We start from the raw sequence: 20368 nt of genomic DNA, 5'->3' as shown, positions 1-20368 counted from the left end.
TGGCCTATGCCGGCTGTGACCTGACGGATGCGGCGGCGCTGGAACAGGCACTGGCGGCGCTGCGCGCGCGGCTGGGTGCCTTCCAGGGCGTGCTGCAACTGGCCCGCGCGGTGGAGGATGGGCCGCTGGCGGAGAAGGACGCGGCCGGGCTGCAGCGCGTGCTGGCGCCCAAGCTGGAAGGCACGCTGGCGCTGGATGCGGCAATGGCCGAGGAGCCGCTGGACTGGTTCATCCTCTGCGGGTCCCTTGCCGGCTGGTTCGGCCTGGCCGGCGGCGCGGATTACGCCGCCGCCTGCGCCTGGCAGGGCGCCTTCGCGGAGGCGCGGCAGGCGCAGGTGCTGCGCGGCGAGCGGCAGGGCCGCACGGTGGCAGTTGCCTGGCCACAATGGGCCTATGACCGCCATGCGACCCCCGCCCGGCTGGCGGCGCTGGCGCGGCAGGCCATGGCGCCGCTCACCGCGCGCGACGGGATCGCGCTGCTGGGCCGCGCGCTGGCGGCGGATGGCCCGGCGCAGCTGGCGGCGGTGAAGGCGGAGGCGGCCGGCCTGGCGCGCATCGTCGAAGCCTATCGCGCCGCCGCCGATGCGGCCGCCCTGCCGCCGGGTGAGGCCATCGCTGCCGAACTCGCTGCGCTGAGCGAGGCCGAGCTGGCCAGCTACATCGCCCATCTGCGCGGCGCCGCCCCCGCGCGGCCGGAGCCTGCCGTGGTGGTGCCCCTACCCGTGCCGGCGCCCGCCCCGCCCATGGATGACACCGAAGCCGCGCTGCGTGCCGTGCTTTCGGCCTACCTGAAGATCCCGGCGGAGCGGCTGGGGGCGGAGGTGGCTTTTGCGACCATCGGCCTCGATTCCATCCGCGCCCTGCAGGCGGCGGAACGGCTCGGGCGGCGCTTCGGCCTGGCGCTGGACCCGACCGTGTTCTTCGAACATCCCACCATCGGCGACCTGGCCCGCGCCTTGGCCGCGCGCCTGGCGCCAGCGCGGCTGGAGGCGGGGGAATGAGCGCGGAGCGCCAGCGACTGGCGGAGGAGGCGACGCGGCTCTGGCAGGCGCGCCAGGCACCTGCGCTGCGGCCCGGCGCCTTCCGGGCGCGGGAGGCGTCGGTGGCGACGCGGCGCGCCCCGGGGCAGCTCGACTTCACCCTGATGTTCTTCTCGGCCGAGGCGTCGGAGGCGCCGCGCCCGGACCTCTACGCCACGCTGCTGGCGGCGGCACGGCGCGCGGATGAGCTCGGCTTCCCGGCGCTGTGGCTGCCGGAGCGGCACTTTTCGCCCTTTGGCGGGCCCTATCCGGAGCCTTCGGTTCTGGCGGCGGCGCTGGCCACCCAGACGCGGCGCATCCGGCTGCGCGCCGGCAGCGTGGTGCTGCCGCTGCACCATCCCGTCGCGGTGGCCGAACGCTGGGCCATGGTGGACAACCTCTCGAACGGCCGCGTCGACATCGCCTTCGGCAGCGGCTGGAATCCGCGCGACTTCGTGCTGGCACCCCAGAATTTCGCGGATCGCACGGCACTGCTGCAGCGGCGGGTGGAGGAGGTGCGCCGGCTGTGGCGTGGGGAGGCGGTGGAATTCGCCGGGCCCGAGGGCCAGCCGACACCGGTGCGCCTGCTGCCGCGGCCGGTGCAGGCGGAACTGCCCGTGTGGATTTCCTCCACCGGCAATCCCGAGAGTTTTGCCCGCGCCGGCGCCATGGGTGCGAACCTGCTGACCATGCTGATCGGCACGGAGCTGGACGACCTGCCGCCGAAGATCGCACGCTACCGCGCGGCGCGGGCGGCGGCGGGGCATGATGCCGGGCTGGTGACGCTGATGCTGCACACGCTGGTGCATGAGGATGGCGCGATGGTGCGCGACGCCGCCCGCGCGCCGTTCCGAAACTATGTGCGCGGCGCGCTGGAAAGCCAGCGCATGGCGCATGCGGCCGGCCGGCTGCTGACGCCGGAACAGCGCGAGCAGATGACGGGTTTTGCCGCGGAACGTTATGCGCGCGGCGCCGCGCTGTTCGGCACGCCGGAGGATTGCGCGCCGCTGCTGGCCCGCGTGGTGCGCGCCGGCGTCGACGAGGTCGCCTGCCTTGTGGATTTCGGCGTGCCCGAATCCCTGCTGCTGGAGGGGCTGCCGCATCTCGCGCGACTGGCCGCGCCGATGGGGGCGATGCACCAGCCCGCGGCGGCTGCGGTCGCCGCGGATGCGCCGATCGCCATCATCGGCATGGCCTGCCGCTTTCCCGGCGCGCCGGATGTGGAGGCCTATTGGGCGCAGATCGCGGAAGGGCGCAGCGCGTTGGCACCGCCGCCACATGGCCGCGGCACGGCCTTGCCACGCGGGGGATTTCTGGACGACGTCGAGGGCTTCGATGCCGCGCGCTTCGGCATCGCCCCTGCCGAGGCCGCGGCGATGGACCCGCATCAGCGCCTGCTGCTGGAGACGACCGACGCCGCCTTGCAGGATGCGGCGCTGGACGTCACGAAACTGCGCGGCAGCGAAACGGGAATCTTTGCCGCCTTCTACTCCACCAGTTTTGCGGAACATGCGGCGGGCGAGGCGGATGGCGTGGCGATCACGGGCCGTGTGCCCTCCATGGCCGCGAACCGCATCTCCTACCTCTTCGACTGGTCGGGGCCGAGCGAGCGCGTGGACACCGCCTGCTCCTCCGGCCTTGTGGCCATCCATCGTGCTGCGGCGGCGCTGCGGGCGGGGGAATGCGGCGTGGCGGTGGCGGCGGGGGTGAGCCTGCTGCTGTCGGATGCGGAATCGGCGGCGCTGGCCAAGCTCGGCATCCTCTCGCCGAGCGGCGCCTGCCGCGCCTTCGATGCCACCGCGGATGGGCAGGTGCGCGGAGAGGGCGTCGGCGCGCTGGTGCTGAAGCCGCTGGCCGATGCGCTGCGCGATGGTGACCCGGTGCAGGCGGTGCTGCGTGGTTCCGCGGTGAACCACGGCGGCGCGCGCAGCGGGTCGCTGACCCTGCCGGGCGTGCGAAGCCAGGCGGCCTGCATCGGCCAGGCGATCCGCGCGGCCGGCCTTGCCGCTAGCGACATCGCCTATGTCGAGGCGCATGGCGCGGGCACGCCGGCGGGTGATCTGGCGGAGGTGCGCGCGCTGGAACAGGCGCTGGCGGGCCGCGCGCCCGGCAGCGTGGCGGTGGGCAGCGCAAAGCCGCTGATCGGGTCGCTGGATGCAGCGGGGGGAATCGCGGCAGCGATCAAGGCGGCGCTGATGCTGCGCCATGGCACGCTGCCGCCGCTGCCGCATCCGCCAACGCCGCCCGAGACCTTCGATGGCGAAGCGAGCCCGCTGCGCTTCGCCGATGCGACGGCGCCCTGGCAAGGCGGCGCGGTGCTGGTGCATGGCTATGGGCTCGGCGGCGTGAATGCGGATCTGGTGCTGGAAGCCGCGCCCGCTGCAGCCCAGCGTGCCGTGCCGCCCGCGCCGGTGACGATCGAGGTCACGGCGCCGGATGCCGAGACGCTGCGCGCGCTGCTGGCGCGACTGCGCGATTGGTGCGCGGAGACCACGGCGACCCTGGCCGATATCGCCGCCACCCTCGCCACCCGCCCGCGCGGCGCCTGGCGCTGGCGCAGCCCGCCGCTCGCCGATGTCGCGGCGCTGCATGAGGTGTTGCGTGAGGCGCAGCCCGAACCGACGCCCGCCGGCCCGCCGCCCGCCCCGCCCGTGGAGGGACGCCGCGTGCCCATGCCTGTGGCGCCGCCGCGGCGCATGCACTTCCCGCTCTTCGAAAAGCCAGCCGGCGCCGTCGCGACCTTCTACGATTTCGTCACGCGGGCGGAGGCGGTGGGCGATGACGAGGTCTTCCTGACGCTTGCGCCGTTTGAAAAAATCGTGCCGGGATTCTCCTGGACACGCTGTTTCCAGGACCCGGCGGCGAACCCGGCGCATTGGCGCCTTCTGCAACAGGCGCAGCGCGAGATGCGCGCCGTGCTCTTCGCCCCCGTCGATTTCACCCGCGTCCGGCGCGTGCTGGATTTCGGCTGCGGCCTGGCCACGGACCTGATGGCGCTGGCCGCCGCGCATCCGCATCTGCGGGCCGATGGCTGCACCATCTCCGCCGCCCAGGCCGCCGCCGGGCAGGCGCGCGTCGCGGCGCGGGGACTTGCCGAGCGTGTCGCCATCCATCACCGCGACAGCGCCGGCGATGGCTTTCCGGGCGGGCCCTACGACCTCATCCTCGGCTTCGAGGTGGCGCACCACATCCGCGACAAAGATGCGCTGTTCCGCAATATCGCGACGCATTTGTCGAAGCCGGCGGGGCTGCTGCTGCTGGCCGATTGCGTTGCCAATACCGTGGCGCCGATCGACCTGCCGGAGCTCGGCGCCTTCACCCCGGACCGCGACAGCTATGCGGCGCTGCTGGCGCGGCACGGCATCGCCATCCGCGACTGGATCGACATCTCGATCGAGATCGCGAATTTCCTCACCGATCCCGAACTGGATGCGATGCTGGGGCAGGAGGCGGTGGCGGCCCGCGGCACCGCGCGCGCCGCTTCCATGCCGCTGGCCGCCGCCGTGCAACGCTCCTGGGACGGGTTCGGCGTGGCGCTGCGCGAGGGGCTGGTCTCCTACGTCCTGGTCACCGCCGCCCCCGACCCGGCCGCATCCGCCGCGCAAAACCGTGCCGCCATGGAGGCTTCATGACCACGGCCTACGCCCGGCGCCTCGCCGCCCTGAAACAATCCGCGCCGCAAGGCGGCGATGTGCTGGAGACGCTGCGCGGATTGTTCGCGCAGAGCCTCGGCGTGGCGCCCGACACCATCGAGGCGACGCGGCCCTTTGCGGAGATGGGCCTCACCTCGCTGCTCGCCGTGCGCTTCCTCGACCGCGTGAACCGCCATTTTGGGCTCAGCCTCGGCGTGGAGACGCTGTTCGCGCATGCCTCGCTCGCGGCGCTGGCGACGCAGATCCGGCCGCCGCCCATCGTGGCACCCGTGGCGCAGCGCGCTGCGCGCTCGGCGGATATCGCCATCATCGGCATGTCCGGCCGCTTCCCCGGGGCACCCGACATCGTCACGCTGCGGGAACGGTTGGCGGAGGGTGCGCTGCTGGTCGGCGCCATGCCGGCGGACCGGCTGGCGCATCCCGTCGCCGCCCCGCCCAATGCCGCAGCCGGTTTTCTCTCCGGCATCGACCGCTTCGACGCCGGCTTCTTCGGCATCTCGCCGCGCGAGGCTGCGGCGATGGACCCGCAGCAGCGCCTTTTCCTGGAGGAATGTTGGCTGGCGCTCGAGAATGCGGGGCTGCCGGCCGAAAGCCTGCGCGGCCGCCGCATCGGCGTCTTTGCCGGCGCGGCGAGCGCAGGGCATGAGTCGCTGGTGGCGGAGGAATCGAGCCACGGGCTGACCGGCAACCTGGTCTCGCTGCTCGCCGCGCGCATCGCCTATGCGCTGGATCTGCGCGGCCCGGCGATGGTGGTGGATACCGCCTGCTCCGCCTCCCTCGTTGCGGTCCATCTCGCCTGCCAGGCGATCCGCGCCGGGGAGGTGGAGATGGCCCTGGCCGGCGGCGTGCGCCTGTTCCTCGACGACCGGTCCTTCGCCACCATGGGCCGCATCGGCATGCTCTCCCCTGGCGGTCGTTGCCGCAGCTTCGATGCCACAGCGGATGGCATCGCGGTGGGGGAGGCGGCGGCGGCCGTGGTGCTGAAGCCGCTGGACCGCGCGCTGGCGGATGGCGACCGGATCGAGGCGGTGATCCGCGCCAGCGGCACCAACCAGGATGGCCGCAGCAACGGCATCACCGCACCCAATGGCCGCGCCCAGGCGGAGCTGATCCGCGAGGTCTGGGACCGTGCGGGCATCGATCCCGAAAGCATCGGGCTGGTGGAGGCGCATGGCACCGGCACGCCGCTCGGCGACCCGATCGAGGTCGCGGCGCTCGCTGAGGTTTTGGGGGAACGTGGCACGCCGGCCTGGCTGGGCTCGATCAAGTCGAATATCGGCCATACGTCGGAGGCCGCGGGCATTGCGGGCCTCATCAAGGCGGTGCTCTGCCTGCGGGACGGCCTGGTGCTGCCGAGCATCGGCTACGACACGCCAAACCCACGCGCCGGCTTTGGAAGCGCGTTGCGCGTGGCGGCCGAAGCCTTGCCCTGGACGGAACCGCTGCGGCGCGCCGCCGTCAGCGCCTTCGGCCTCTCGGGCACCAATGCGCATGTCGTGCTGGAGTCACCTCCGGCGGTAGCGCCGCGCGCGGTGGCGGGGGGGCCCTGGCTGGTCGCGCTCTCCGCCGCCACGGCGGAGGGCCTGCCACGCCTCGCCGCGCGGCTGGCGGTCTGGCTGCGCGCGCAGGCGGCGCCGCGGCTGGACGACGTGTGCCGAACCTTGATCGACGGCCGCAGCGCCATGGCCTTCCGGCACGCCTTCGTGGCGCCGGACCTCGCGGCGATCCTCGCTGCGCTGGATGCCGTGACACCCGCCGACGCGGCCCGGGTGCCGCGCGATGCGGCCAGCCGTCCCGCCATGGGCGCGCCTGCCACGCAGGCGGCGCAGTGGTGCGCGGGCGCCCGGCTGGATGGCGCCGCGCTGTACCCGAACGCACGCCGCAGCCTGGCCCTGCCCGGCTATCCCTTTGCGCCGGAAGTGCATTGGGCCGCGGCGCCGCAGGGCCTGCCCCTGCGCCTGGCCCATGACCATCCGCTGGTGCGGGACCATCTGCTGGGTGGCGCGGCGGTGCTGCATGCCGGGCTGTTTCTTGAATTCGCGCGGCAGGAAGCGGCGCGCGCCGGCGCCTTTCGTGGCGCGATGCATGACATCGCCTGGCTGCGCACGGCCACCGTGCCCGAAGGCGGCACGCTGGCGCTGAACCTGGCCATCGAGGACGGCGCCTGCACCCTCTCCGCCGCAGACGAAGCGCGCCCCTTCGCGCGCGCGAAACTCGGCGCGGTGGCGCGGGCGCCGGCGCCGGTCGATCTCGCGGCGCTGCGCGGGGCCGCCACGCAGCGCATCGCGCGCAGTGACCTGCCGGGCGGCGACGTGGTGCAACTCGGGCCGAGCTATCCCGGCTTCGAGACGCTGTGGCTGCTGCCCGATGGCGCGCTGGGCTGCCTGCCCGCGCCGCCCGATGCCTGCGGCCTGCCGCCACGCCTTTCGGACGCCGCGATCCAGGTGGCTGTCGCGGCGCTGGCTGCGCGGGATGGCGCTGCGGCACTGCGCTATCCGGCGGCGCTGTCGGCGCTGGAGATGTTTGGCGCGGCGCCGGCCGGCGAAGCCTGGATCTACGCGCGCCCTTGCGAGGCGGATCGTGTCGATGTGCTGCTGCTGGATTCAAAGGGCACGGTCCGCCAGCGCTGGTCCGGGCTGGAGCTGCGCGCGGCGGCGGCGGCGGCGCCTCGGCTGGTGCCGCGCAGCATGGTGCCGGATTGGGTGACGGTGACGACGCTGCCCGCGGAGCCCGCCTGGCCGGACCTGGTGTTGGGCGAGGCGCCCGGCTTGGCGCTGCCCGCGCCCGCCATCGCGCTGGAGGATGCGGTGGCGCTGGAGGCGGCGGTGGCGGCGCTGGATGTCGCGCGCCCGCCCGTCATCTGGCTGCTGGACACCCAGTCGGCGGAGACGCCGCAGGCCGCCTTTACGCTGCACCGCCTGGTGCGCGGACTGGTGCGCGCGGGGCTGGAGACGGCGGCGGTGCAGCTGCGCATCGTCACCGCCCATGCGCATTGCGTGACGCCGCAGGATGCCCCGCGTCAGCCGATGGCGGCGGTGACGGAGGGCCTGGCCAAGGCCATCGGCGTGGAATTCCCCGCCTGGCGCGTGGCGATCTGCGACATCGACATGGCCGCGCCCCCCGCGCCGCTGCAGATCGCCACCGAGGCGGGCGACAGCAATGGCGAGTCGATTGTCCTGCGCGGCGAGCGGCGCTTCCGGCGCGTGCTGCGCCCGGCGACGCGCACCGAAGGCGGCGCGCTGCGACAGGGTGGCCGCTACCTGGTCGTCGGCGGCATGGGCCGCGTTGGCCGCGTGCTGTGCCGCATACTCGCGCGTGATTTCGGAGCGAAGCTGGTGCTGCTGAGCCGCAGCCCGCTGGATGCGGACCGCGCGGCCTTCCTGGCGAAGCTGGGGCCGGAGGCGCGTTATATCGCGGCGGATATCGCGGCGCCGGGCGCGCTGGAGGGCATCGGCCCGCTGGATGGCGTGGTGCAGGCGGTGGTGGATCCCGTCTTCGGCCGCTGCGACCGGATGAGCGAGGCGGAATTTCGGGCCGCGCTGCACCCGAAGGTGCATGGGCTGGTGGCGCTCGCGGATTGGGTGGCCGCGCGTCCCGAAAGGCCGAAGCTGATCGTCTTCTCCTCGATCGGCGCCTTCGCCGGCTTCCCGGGCACCGCCGGCCAGTCCGCCTATTGCGCCGCCTGCTGCTTCGAGGCGAGCTATGCGCTGCATCTGCGCGAGGCGTTGGGGCTGGATTCGCAGGTCGTGCATTGGGGCCTGTGGCAGCACGCGGATCTCAACCCCGCGATGGTCTCGCGCCTCGCCGCGCAAGGCGTTGACGTGCAGGATGCGGCGGCGAGCGCGCGGGCCTTGGACGGGCTGCTGGCCGCGCCGCAATCCGTGCATGCCGCGCTGTCCGATGCCGTCTGGGCGGCGATGGGCGGACCGGATGCTGCGGCGCCCGCCGCGTTGGCCGAGGCGGCGCGCGCCATCGTCGCGCCGGTGGCGGCGCAGCCTAACCTGCATGCCGCGATGGATGCGCATGCGCGCGCGCTGCTCGCAGAGCGGCTGGCCGAAGCGGGCCTGCTGCCCGCAGTAGGAGAGCGCCTGCCGCGCAGCCGCTGGAGCGTCGCGTCGGACCAGGCGCGGCTGGCCCTGGCGCTGGTGGAGATACTGGCGCGCCATGGTGTGCTGCGCGCGGAGGGTGAGGATCTGCTCGGCCTCGCCGTCCCGGATCCCCAGCCCGCGGCGGCACGCGAAGCCGCGCTGCTGGCGCGAGACGCCTCGCCCGGCATGCAGGCGGCGCTGGCCCTGCTGCGGCTCTGTGTCGCGGCGGTGCCGGACATCCTGGCGGGGCGGCGCGCGGCGACGGAGGTGCTGTTCCCGGGCGGCAGCACGGAGCTCGTCGCGCCGCTCTATGACGGGCAGCCGGCGCTAGTCGCCTGCAATGCGATGATGGCCGCGGCCAGCCTGGCCTTCGCGCGGGCCCAAGGCGCCCCGCTGCGCATCGTGGAGGTCGGTGCCGGCACGGGCGCGACGACGGCGCCGGTGCTGGCCGCGCTGCAGGCCGCCTGTGTCACCTTCGACTACCACGTGACGGATCTCTCGCCGGCGCTGCTGCGCGGCGCCAAGGCGCGCTTCGGCACGGCGCCGGGCCTGCACTACACGCCGCTCGATATTTCGCGCGACCCGGCCGCGCAGGGCTTTGCGGAAGGCACGGCGGACCTCGTGCTGGCCTCCGACGTGCTGCATGCGACGCCGGATGTGGCGCAGTCGCTGCGCCATGTCGCCGCGCTGCTGCGGCCCGGCGGCGTGCTGCTGCTGAACGAGACCACGCGGGCCGAGGATGTCGCGACGCTGACCTTCGGCCTGCTGGAGGGCTGGTGGCTCGCCCAGGACGCCGACCGCCGTCTGCCGCATGCGCCGCTGCTGTCCATCCCCTGCTGGGCGAAGGCGCTGCGCGAGGCCGGCTTCGGCGCGGTGGAGGCGGTGCCGGCGCCGGGCTTTGGCGAGGCAGACCCGCCGCATGCCGTGCTGCTGGCGCGCCGTGGGCCGCATGCGGCAGCAGCGGCCCTCGCGCGCCCTACCGTCGCGCGCGTGCCGGCGGCCGCCATGGCGCCCCAGGGCCTGCAGGCGCTGCTGGCGGAATGCGTTGGCGCCGCGCTGGACCTGCCGGCCGCCCGCATCGAGGCGGATGCGCCCTTCGGCGAGATCGGCGTGGACTCCATCGTCGCGCCGCAGATCGCGGAGGCGGTGAACGACCGCCTCGGCATCGCGCTGCGTTCCACCGATCTCTACAATTTCGGCTCCCTCGAAGCCCTGGTGCGGCATATTGAGACGCGCTTTCCGGAGGTGGCGGGGCGCCTGGCCGCGCCGGCACCCATCGCGGCAGAGCCGGTCGCTGCAAGCGACGATGCCATCGCCATCATCGGCATCTCGGGCCGCTTCCCCGGCGCGCCGGATCTCCCCGCCTTCTGGGAGATGCTGCGTACCGGCCGCCATGCGGTGCGGGAGGTGGACCGCTTCGACCTGACGCCGATCCGCAACCGCAGCAATGCGCGCTGGGCCGCGCTGCTGGAGGATCACGACCGGTTCGACCCGCTCTTCTTCGGCATCTCCCCGGCCGAAGCGGAGGCGATGGAGCCGCAGCAGCGGCTGCTGCTGGAAGAGGGCTGGCGCGCGCTGGAGGATGCGGGCCTGCCGCCGGAACGCCTCGCCGGCCGAAGCTGCGGCGTCTTCGTCGGCGTCTCCGCCAGCAACTACGTGGCGGCTCCCGCGCCGGCGGCCTTGCAGACGCTGGGCGGGTCGGTCGCGATCCTTTCCGCGCGGCTGTCCTATCTGCTGGATCTGCAGGGGCCGTGCTTCCCGGTGGATACCGGCTGCTCCTCCTCCCTCGTCGCGCTGCACCTGGCGGCCGAGAGCCTGCGGCGCGGCGAGAGCGAGGTCGCACTCGCCGCGGGCGTCTCCTGCAACATCATCTCGCCGCATCTGTTCCTGTACCTCTCGGATTCCGGCATGGCCTCCCCCACCGGCCGCTGCCACAGTTTTGACGATGCCGCGGATGGCTTCGTGCCGGGCGAGGGAGTCGGATGCCTGGTGCTGAAGCGGCTTTCGGACGCGCGGCGCGATGGCGATCGAATCCACGCGGTACTGCGCGGCAGCGGCACCAACCAGGATGGCCGCACCAGCGGCCTGACGGCGCCGAGCGCGACCTCGCAGACCGCGCTGGAGCTGCAGGTCTACCGCCAGGCCGGCATCGATCCCGCGACGATCGGCATGGTGGAGGCGCATGGCACCGGCACGAAGCTCGGCGACCCGATCGAGGTAGCGGCGCTGACCGACGCCTTCGGGCAGTTCACGGCGCAAAAGCAGTTCTGTGCGCTGGGCTCGGTGAAGACGAATATCGGGCATTGCATGGCCGCCGCCGGCATGGCGGGGGTCGCCAAGGCGGTGCTCGCGCTGCGGCATCGCGCGATTCCGCCGAGCCTGAATTTTGGCCGGCCCAACCGGCATATCGAATTTGCGGCAACGCCCTTCTTCGTGAACACGACGCTGCGCGACTGGGATGCGCCGTCGCCGGGCGTGCCGCGCCGCGCGGCCATTTCCTCCTTCGGGTTCAGCGGTAGCAATGCGCATGTGGTGATCGAGGAGGCGCCCGCCGCCGAGGCGGCGACGCCGGCGGCGCCCGGTGGGCGCGTGGTGCCGGTCTCCGCCCGCAGCGCCGCGGCGCTGGAACAGCTGCTGCGCGACCTGGCGGATGGGCTGGAGGCCGCGCCGCAGCCGCTGGCCGATGTGGCGGCGATGCTGGCGCTGCGCCGCGGCCATTTTCGCCACCGCCGCGCGGTGGTGGCGCAGCATGAATCCGAACTGCCGACCCTGCTGCGCGAAGCGGCGGCGCGGGCGGCGCGGGAGGCAGAGCCCGGTGTGAACCCCATCCCGGCCATCGCCGCCGCCTGGGACGCCGGCAGCGCGGCGACGGCGGAGGATCTGGCGGCGCTGGCGGCGCTGCATGAGGCCGGCGCCCGGATTGACTGGGCGCCGCTGGCGGATGGGCGCCGGCCGGTGCTGGACCTGCCGGGCCATCCCTTCTTCCGCCAGCGCTACTGGGCTTTCGATGCCATGGCGGGCTTTGCCGTGCCGGCGGCGGGGGACCTCGTCCTGGACGACAGCCTGCCACTGCTGCGCGACCATGTGGTGCAGGGGCGCCGCCTGCTGCCGGGCACGGCGACGCTGGACATGCTGCGCCAGGTCGCGCTCGGTGCCTCCACCGGCACGCTGCGCGAGATCGCCTGGCTGGCGCCCGCCCTGCCGGGCATGACGCTGCGCGCGGCGGCGGAGGGCGAGGGCTGCAGCGTTTCTTCGGCCGGGCGGGTGCTGGCGCGGGCGGCGGTGGATCGCGCGCCGCCCGCCGCCTCGCCGCCGCTCGACCTGGCGGCGCTGGCGGCGCGCTGCGGCCAGGCGATGACAGGCGAGGATTGCTACGCCGCCTTCACGCGGCTCGGCTTCGCCTATGGCCCTGCCTTGCAGGTGCTGGCGGAGCTTCGGCTGGGCGAGGGCGAGACGCTGGCCCACCTGCGGCCGGGCGCCGGGCTGGATGCCGCCACGCTGGATGGCGCCCTGCAGGCGGCAGCGCTGATCGGGCTAGAGGCCGCGGGCGCCGCGCAGGGCGACCGCTTCGTGCCCGCCGGGCTGGAAGCGCTGGAGATCCACGCCATACCCGCCGCCGGCACCCCGCTGCGGGCGCATGCGATCCTGCGCGCCGATGCCACGGCAGCAGCGCCGGGCTTCGACATCACCCTGGCCGAGGAGACAGGCCGCCTGCTGGCGGTGCTGCGCGGTCTGCGCGCGCGGCGCCTGCCGGCGGAGGTCTCGTCCAGCATCGGCACGCTGGCCTTCGTGCCGGACTGGCAGGAGTCGCCGCTGAGCGCCGGCACGCTGCCGGATGGCGCGCTGCTGCTGCTGGCCCGCGATGCGGCGCTTGCCGATGCGCTGCGCGCCGCGCTGCCTGCGGGACGCCGCCTGACACTGGCGCGGCCTGAGCACGATTTCGATCCGTCCGATGCCGAAAGCTGTGCCGCGCTGCTGGATCGCGTGGCGCCCGCCATGGTGGTGAATGCGCTGCGCCTCGGCGCCAGCCCGGCCGAGGGGCTGGGCCAGGCGCTGGCCACCATGGGGGTGGAGGAGGGGGCGCGGCTGCTCTTCCTGCTCGCTCGCACGGTGCGGCCGATGGCCCTGCTGCATCTGGAACCCGCCGCAGACGGCGCCGCGGGCAGCGCCGCCGTCGCCTTGCTGCGCAGCGCGGTGGCGGAGAACGGCGGGTTGCGCGCGCGCGTGCTGCGCATGGCGCAGCCGACGGCTGCGGCCCTCCTGGAGGAACTGGCCGAGCCCTGGCCGGAGGTGGCGGAGATCCGTCGCGACGGGGCAGGCCGCACCGTGCTGGGCCGCGTCCCCGCGACCCTGGCCGAATCGCCGCCAGGCTGGGTGCGCGCGGGCAGCACCTGGCTGGTGACCGGCGGGCAGGGCGGGCTGGGCCTGGCGCTGGCGCGGCACCTGGCGGCGCAGGGCGCCGCGCGCATCGCGCTGCTGTCCCGCGGCGCTCCGGATGCGGCCGCGCTGGCTTTGGTGGAGCAGGCGGGCGCGGTGGCGCTGCATCTGCAGGCCGATGTGGCGGACCCCGTCGCGCTGCGCGCCGCACTGGCAAGACTTCGGCGGCAATTCGGGCCGCTGCACGGCGTGGCGCATGTCGCCGGCGTGTTGCACGACGATCTGCTGGCGCGGCAGGCGCCCCAGGACTTCGACGCGGTGCTGGCGCCGAAGGCGGCGGGCGTGGTCGCGCTGGACCAGCTCACGGCTAACGAGCCGCTCGACGCCTTCCTGCTGTTCTCTTCCACCGCCGCGGCGCTCGGCGTGCCGGGGCAGGGGGCCTATGCGGCGGCCAACGGCTTCCTGGGCGGCTTCGCGGCGCAGCGCCAGGCGCGGGTCGCCGCCGGCCTGCGGCAGGGCGCGACGCTGGCGGTGGACTGGCCGCTCTGGCAGGGCGGCGGCATGGCGCCGCCGGCGGAGGTGGCGGCGGAACTCGACCGGCAGCTCGGCCTTCTGCCCATGCCCCAGGCGGAGGGGTTTCGGGTGCTCGGCGCCGCGCTGGCGCTGGGCGTGCCGCATCTGCTGGTGCTGCATGGCCGGACGGACCGGCTGGGCGCCGCGCTGCGACCCGTGCAACGCCCGCCCGCCGCGGCGGCTGGTCCTGTCGAGGCATCGGAGGTCATCGCCTATCTCGCGCGGCTGCTGGAGGAGGTGATCCATCTGCCGCCAGACCGGCTCGACGCGGATGAGCGGCTGGAGGAATACGGCCTCGACTCCATCGGCATCATGCGCCTGAACGCGCGGCTGGAGGTCGATCTCGGTGATGTCTCGAAGACGCTGTTCTTCGAGCATCGCACGGTGCGCGACCTCGCCGCGCGATTGCTGCGCGACCATGGCGCGGCGCTGGGCGCGCTGCTGGCGCCGGGTGTTGCGGCTGCGCCGCCGCCGGTCGCGGAGGCGCTGCCCGCGCCACGCGCCGTGGCGGCGCGGGGAAGCGGCGACATCGCCATCATCGGCATCGCCGGCAGCTATCCCATGGCACCCGATCTCGACATTTTCTGGGAGAACCTGCGCGAGGGCCGGGATGCCATCACCGAAATCCCGCCGGAGCGTTGGCCGATCGAGGGTTTCTGGGACGCGGATCGCGCGCGGCCGGAGACCAGCTACACCAAATGGGGCGGCTTCCTCGCGGATGCCGACTGTTTTGACGCGCGCTTCTTCGGCATCTCGCCGGTGGAGGCCGACAGCCTGGACCCGCAGGCGCGCAAATTTTTGGAAACCTGCTGGGCGGCGCTGGAGGATGCGGGCCGCACCCGCGCCACGCTGTTCGACGGGGACCCGGCGCCCGAAAGGCGGCGCGGCGGCGTCTTCGTCGGCGTGATGAATGGCGACTATGCGCTGCTGGGACCGGAGGAAGCGGCGCGCGGCAATCTCATCGGGCCCAACGCCTCCTACTGGAACATCGCCAATCGCGTCTCCTGGATTCTCGACCTGCACGGGCCGAGCCTGGCGCTGGACACCGCCTGCTCCGCCTCGCTCAGCGCCATCCACGCCGCCTGCCAGGCCTTGCGCGCGGGGGAGTGCAGCGTGGCACTGGCGGGTGGCGTGAACCTCATCCTGCACCCCAGCCGGCACTGGATTTTGTCGAAATCCGGCTTCGCCGCCTCGGATGGCCGCTGCCGCAGTTTTGGCGTGGGCGGCGATGGCTATGTGCCGGGCGAAGGTGTGGGTGCGGTGCTGCTGAAACCGCTGGAGCGGGCGCTGGCGGATGGGGATCGCATCCATGCCGTCATCAAGGGCAGCGCGTTGAACCATGGCGGCCGCAGCGGTGGCTTCACCGTGCCGGACCCCGCGGCGCAGGGCGCGCTGGTGGCGGAGGCGTTGGAGCGCGCCGGCACACCGCCCGCCAGCATTTCCTACATTGAGGCGCATGGCACCGGCACGGCGCTGGGCGACCCGGTGGAGGTGGCGGGCCTCGGCCGCGCCTTTGCGGGGTTGCCGGAGGGATCGCTGCCGATCGGATCGGTGAAGTCGAATATCGGCCATCTGGAGGCGGCGGCGGGCATCGCCGGCCTCACCAAGGTGGTGCTGCAATTGCGGCACGGGATGCTGGCGCCCAGCCTGCATGCCGAGGTGCTGAACCCCGATCTCGGCCTGTCCCGCACGCCGCTGCATGTGCAGCACCAGGCGGCGCCGTGGCTGGCCACAAACGGGCCGCGCCGCGCCGGCATCAGCAGTTTTGGCGCGGGCGGCGCCAATGCGCATCTGGTGGTGGAGGAGGCGCCGCCGGTAGTGCCCGCGCCGATGGTGGCGGGCCCCTTCCTGGTGCCGCTTTCCGCCGCCACGGAGCCGGCGCTGCGCCGTGTCGCCGCTTCGCTCGCCGCCTGGCTGCAGGCGCATCCCGATGCGGGGCCGGCGGATGTGGCGCGCACGCTGCAGACGGGGCGCGAGGCGATGCGGTTTCGGGCCGCCTTCCTCGCCGGCACGGTCGCCGAACTGCGGTCAGGGTTCGAGGCCATCGCGGCCGGCCAGGGCTTTGCCGAGGGTGAGGTGAAGCGCGATGCCGGCGGGCCGGCGCCGGATGGCGACCTGGCCGCGCTGGCCCGCGCCTGGGCCAAAGGTTCTGCGAAGCCGGACTGGGATGCGCTTGCGCCGGGCCGACGCCCGCCGATCTCCCTGCCCGGCATCAGCTTCGAAAAGCGGCGCTGCTGGGTGAAGGTGACGCCGCGCGGCGCGCCGGCCAAGCCCGCGCTGGCACTGCCGCCGGGCATCGAACTCGGCGTGGCGGATGCGCAGCGCAAGCACGTCATCGGCATTGCGGCGGATGCGCCGGTGCTGGCCGAGCATCGCGTCGGCGGGGCCAGCATCCTGCCGGGCGCGCTGCTGCTGGCGCTCGGCCTGCGCGCCGGCGGGGCGCGGGCCCTGGCGGAGTGGCGCTTCCTGCGGCCTGCGGATGCGGCGGCGATGGCGGCGGGCCTGTCGCTGCAGCTGGAGGAGGGGCGCATCGCCATCGAGGCGGGCGCGCGGTTGGCGGAGGGGCGCGTCGCCACCGGCGCACCCGCAGCCACCGTCCTGGTGGCCGCTGAGGACTGTCCGCAGCGGATCGATGGCGCCGCGGCCTATGCGCTGCTGGCCGGGGCGGGCGCCGATTACGCCGGGGGCTTCCGCCGTCTTCTCTCAATCCAGCGCGGCGCCGAAGCCGCGATCGCCACCCTGGCGCCGGGCGCGGCGGATTGGGCGGAGGCGCTGGACGCCGCCTTCCAGATCACCTTCGCCCTGTTGCCGGAGGAGGCCCAGGCCGGCGGCTACCTGCCCGCAGCCCTGGGGCGGCTCGACATCCTGGGGGAGCCCCAGGCGGTGACGCGCATTCTCGGCCGGCGCCGCAGCGCGGAGGCGGGGGAGATCGTGCTCGACCTGGTGCTGGAGGATGCGGCCGGCGCGCCGCAGGCCATCCTGCACGGCTTCGTCGCCCGTCGCGCCGCCGCCCTGCCGGCGCTGGAGGCCTGGCACGCGGTCTGGGATCCGGTGCCGATGCCGGAGGCCACGGCGCCGCTGCGCGCCCCCGTGCTGCTGGCGCCCTTTGCCAATGCGGCGCTGGCGGCGCGGCTGGGCGCTGTGCTGGGCGTGGCGCCCGACACTGCCCTGCCGGACCTCGGCACGGATGCCGTCTGGCTACTGGTTGGCGGCGTCGAGGACTCGGCGGCGCAGCTGGAAGCCGCCGTGCTGCATCTGGCCGCGCTGGTCCGCGACCTCGCCGCCCGCCCGGCGCCGCCGCGGCTGGTGGTGGTGACATCCGGTGCGCAGCGCGCCCGGCCGGGCGAAAAGCCCTGCCCGCTGGCGGCGGCGCTTGCCGCCTTCAGCCGGGCGGCCGCGCGCGAACAGCCGGAGCTGCGCCTGGCCCTGCTGGATGTCGACCCCGCGGATGTGGAGGCGCCCGCCCTGCTGCCCGCGCTCGCCGCCCCGGGCGCGGACTTGGCGCTGCGCGATGGCGTGGCCCTGCGCCGCGGTTTTGGCGCGCTGGACCTGCCGGCGAGCCCGGCGCCGGCGGAGGGCGTGGTGCTGATCGCGGGCGGCGCCGGCGGCCTCGGCCGGGCGCTGGCGGAACATCTGGCGGAACGCGGCGCGCGCGTGGTGCTGCTCGGCCGCAGGGTGCCCAGCGCGGCCGTGGCCGAAACCCTGGCGCGCGGCGCCGGGCGCATCCTGCATCTGCGCGCCGACCTGGCGCAGCCCGCGGCGCTGGAGGCCGCGCTGGCCGAGGCGGTGGCGCGCTGCGGCCCCATCACCACCGTGGTGCATGCGGCGATGGACCTGCGCGAGGGTCGCGTGCTGGCCCAGGCGGATGCGGATATTGCGGCCGTGCTGGCGCCCAAGACCACGGGCCTCGCCAATCTGCTCGCCGCCCTGGCGCGGCAGGAGGCGGGGGGTGCGCCAGCGCGATTGGTGGTCTTCTCCTCCGCCAATGCGGAAACCGCCAATCCTGGCCAGGCCGCCTATGCCGCCGCCAGCGCCTTCGCCGATGCCTTCGCCCTGCGGCAGGACCGCCCGGTGCTGGTGCTCGACTGGGGTTTCTGGGGGGAGGTCGGCGCGGTGGCGACGGCGGCGCATCGCACGAGCCTGGCGCGCATCGGCGTGCACCCGATCGGCACGGCCGAGGGGCTTTCGCTGCTCTTCCGTGCCTTGGCCGCGCCGGGGCTGGATCGCGTGATGCCGCTGCGCATCTCGGACCGCGTGGCGGCGGAGCTGCGCGCCGATGCCACGCGGCGCTTGGCAGTGCCGGCCGAGCCGCCGCTGCGCCTGCTGCCCGCCGCGCGCGCGGCAGCCGAGGCGGTGCAGGCCGAGGGCGGCGCGGTGCTGCGCGGCGCGGCCGAGGGTTTTGGTGCCATCAACCGGCACGCCACGGCGCTGGCGCGGGCCACGCTCTCGGCTGCTGGCTTCCCGAAGGCCATCGCGCCCCAGAAGCGCCTCGAGGCGGCGGTTCAGGCGATGCTGGCGAAGGCGGAGCCGCTGGATGCGGTGGCGCTCGCCGCCCAGGCGGAGGATTTGCTGGCCCGCGATCCCGCTGCGGCGCCCTATCTCCGCCTGTTGCAGGCCTGCACCAAAAGCCTGCCGGCGGTGCTGACCGGGGAGGTGGATGCCAATGCCGTGCTCTTCCCCGGCGGCAGCTTCGACCTCGTCGCGCCAATCTATGCGGGCAATCCCGTGGTGGACCATCTGCAGCACATGCTCGCGCAGGCGGTGGCAGCGGCCGTCGCGGCGCGGCCGGGGCCGGTGCGTATCCTGGAAGTCGGCGCCGGCACCGGCGGCACAACGCGCTTCGTGCTGCGCGCTTTGGCGCCCTTCGCCGATCACGTTGACTACCTCTTCACCGATATCGGCCCGGCCTTCCTGGAACAGGCGGAACGCGAATGGCGGGCGGAAGCACCCTTCCTGCGCACGGCGCGGCTGGATATCTCCGCGGCCCCCGCGGCGCAGGGAATGGTCCCGCGCAGCTTCGATATCGTGATCGCGGCCAATGTGCTGCACGCCACGCCGCGGATCGCGGTGACACTGGCCAATTTGCACGCGCTGCTGCGGCCGGGCGGGCTGGTGGCGATCAACGAGGCGACGGCGGCCCAGGACTTCAACACGCTGACCTTCGGCCTGACCCGCGGCTGGTGGCTTTTTGGCGATCCCGAAGCGCGCCTGCCGCATGCGCCGCTGCTGGACCTGCCGCGCTGGCGGAACAGCCTGGCCGCCGCGGGTTTTTGCGGTGTCACCGCGCTGGGCGATCCGGCGCTGCAATGCATCCTGCTGGCCGAGGCCGACGGTTTTGGTCGGACTGCACCCGCGGTGGAAACACCGCGCGTCGTCACGCAGCCGCAGCGCATGGATGACGGCATCGAGGAAAGACTCCGCATCACCGTCGCCGAGGCGCTGCGCCTGGCGCTGGAGGAGGTGGAGCCGGAGGCCAGTTTCTCCGAATACGGCGCGGATTCCATCATCAGCGTGGAACTGGTGCGCCGGGTGAACGAGGTGTTTGGCATCGACCTGAAGACCACCGCGCTTTTCACCTATGCCACGGTGCGTGAGCTCGCCGCCTATATCCGGCTGGAACATGGCGCGGCGGGACCCGCTGAGGCGGAGCAATCCGACGTCGCGGATCGCATCGCCGGGTCGCGCGAGCGCACGGACCGGTTGCGCAGCCTGATCCGCCGGCGCATGGAAGCCAGTGCCGAGCCACCGCCGCCCGACCCCGGCGCCAGCGACCTGGCCAGCCTGCTGCGGCGGCTGGAGGCCGGCGAGATCGGCTATGAGGATGCGATGGAGATGCGCGTGACCGATGCCTGACCCCGTCTCCGGCTTCGCACCGAATCTGTTCCGCGGGCGGCGCGTCTTCGTCACCGGCGGCGCCGGCACCATCAACCTCGGCATCGCGCGTGGCTTTGCCGCACTGGGCGCCGACCTCGCGCTATGCGGCCGCAACCGGGAGACGCTGGAAACGGCGGCGGCGGAACTGCGCGGCCTCGGCGCCACCGCCCTGCCGCTGGTGGCCGATGTGACGGATTATGCGAGCCTGGAGGCGGCGATGGCGGCCTCGCGCCAAACGATCGGCGCGATGGACGTGCTGGTCTGCGGCGCCGCGGCGAACTTTCCCGCACCCGCCGAGCAGATGACGGCGGAGGGATTCCGAAAGGTCATCGCGGTGGACCTGATGGGGTCCTTCAACGCGGCGCGCGCGGCCTTCACACAGCTGAAGGCGCAGCGCGGCAATATCATCTTCGTCTCCGCCACCAATGCGCTGATGCCCTTCGCCTTCCAGGTGCATGTCGGCGCCGCCAAGGCGGGGATCGACAGCCTGATGCGTGGCCTGGCGCTGGAATGGGGCAAGCACGGCATCCGCTGCAACAGCGTGCTGCCCGGCCCGATCGAGCGCACCGAGGGCCTGTCCCGCCTGCTGACGGCGGAGGATATCGACACGCTGAAGGGCTATGTGCCGCTCGGCCGCTTCGGCACGGTGGAGGATATCGCCAATGTCTGCTGCTTCCTCGCCTCGCCCATGGGCGGGCTGCTGACCGGCGTGGCATTGGTGGCAGATGGCGGCCAGAGTTTCTCGGGTTCTGCCATGCTGGCGGAACTGATGATGAATCCCTGA

Annotated in this window: 4 protein-coding genes (1 of these 4 running past the window's edge); all 4 read left to right on the top strand. The window is 73.8% G+C overall.

The features are described 5' to 3' along the window. Tightly spaced (each overlapping or abutting the next), the 4 genes in view from J3S20_RS02865 to J3S20_RS02850 form a layout consistent with a single transcriptional unit that may run on beyond the window. On the top strand, positions 1-1001 hold the end of the coding sequence (locus tag J3S20_RS02865; RefSeq protein WP_216834429.1) for an SDR family NAD(P)-dependent oxidoreductase. Its footprint begins 12652 nt before the window's first position; 1001 of the gene's 13653 nt are visible here — the last part of the coding sequence; its start codon lies beyond the left edge, outside the window; it ends in the stop codon at positions 999-1001. Continuing rightward, positions 998-4651, top strand: coding sequence for a MupA/Atu3671 family FMN-dependent luciferase-like monooxygenase (locus tag J3S20_RS02860; RefSeq protein ID WP_216834427.1), 3654 nt, complete (start codon positions 998-1000; stop codon positions 4649-4651). The genes J3S20_RS02865 and J3S20_RS02860 overlap by 4 nt, the downstream gene beginning before the upstream one ends. Next, positions 4648-19563 carry an SDR family NAD(P)-dependent oxidoreductase gene (locus J3S20_RS02855; protein WP_216834424.1) on the top strand — a complete coding sequence of 4972 codons (14916 nt, stop codon included), beginning with the start codon at positions 4648-4650 and terminating at the stop codon, positions 19561-19563. The genes J3S20_RS02860 and J3S20_RS02855 overlap by 4 nt, the downstream gene beginning before the upstream one ends. Further along, a complete protein-coding gene (locus J3S20_RS02850) occupies positions 19556-20368 on the top strand; it encodes an SDR family oxidoreductase (RefSeq protein WP_216834422.1) in 813 nt (270 codons plus the stop codon). The genes J3S20_RS02855 and J3S20_RS02850 overlap by 8 nt, the downstream gene beginning before the upstream one ends.

The sequence above is a fragment of the Falsiroseomonas tokyonensis genome (genome assembly GCF_019024325.1).
Lineage (GTDB): Bacteria > Pseudomonadota > Alphaproteobacteria > Acetobacterales > Acetobacteraceae > Falsiroseomonas > Falsiroseomonas tokyonensis.
Note: the sequence above shows the minus strand (reverse complement) of the source record. Positions and strands in the feature narration are given on the sequence as shown.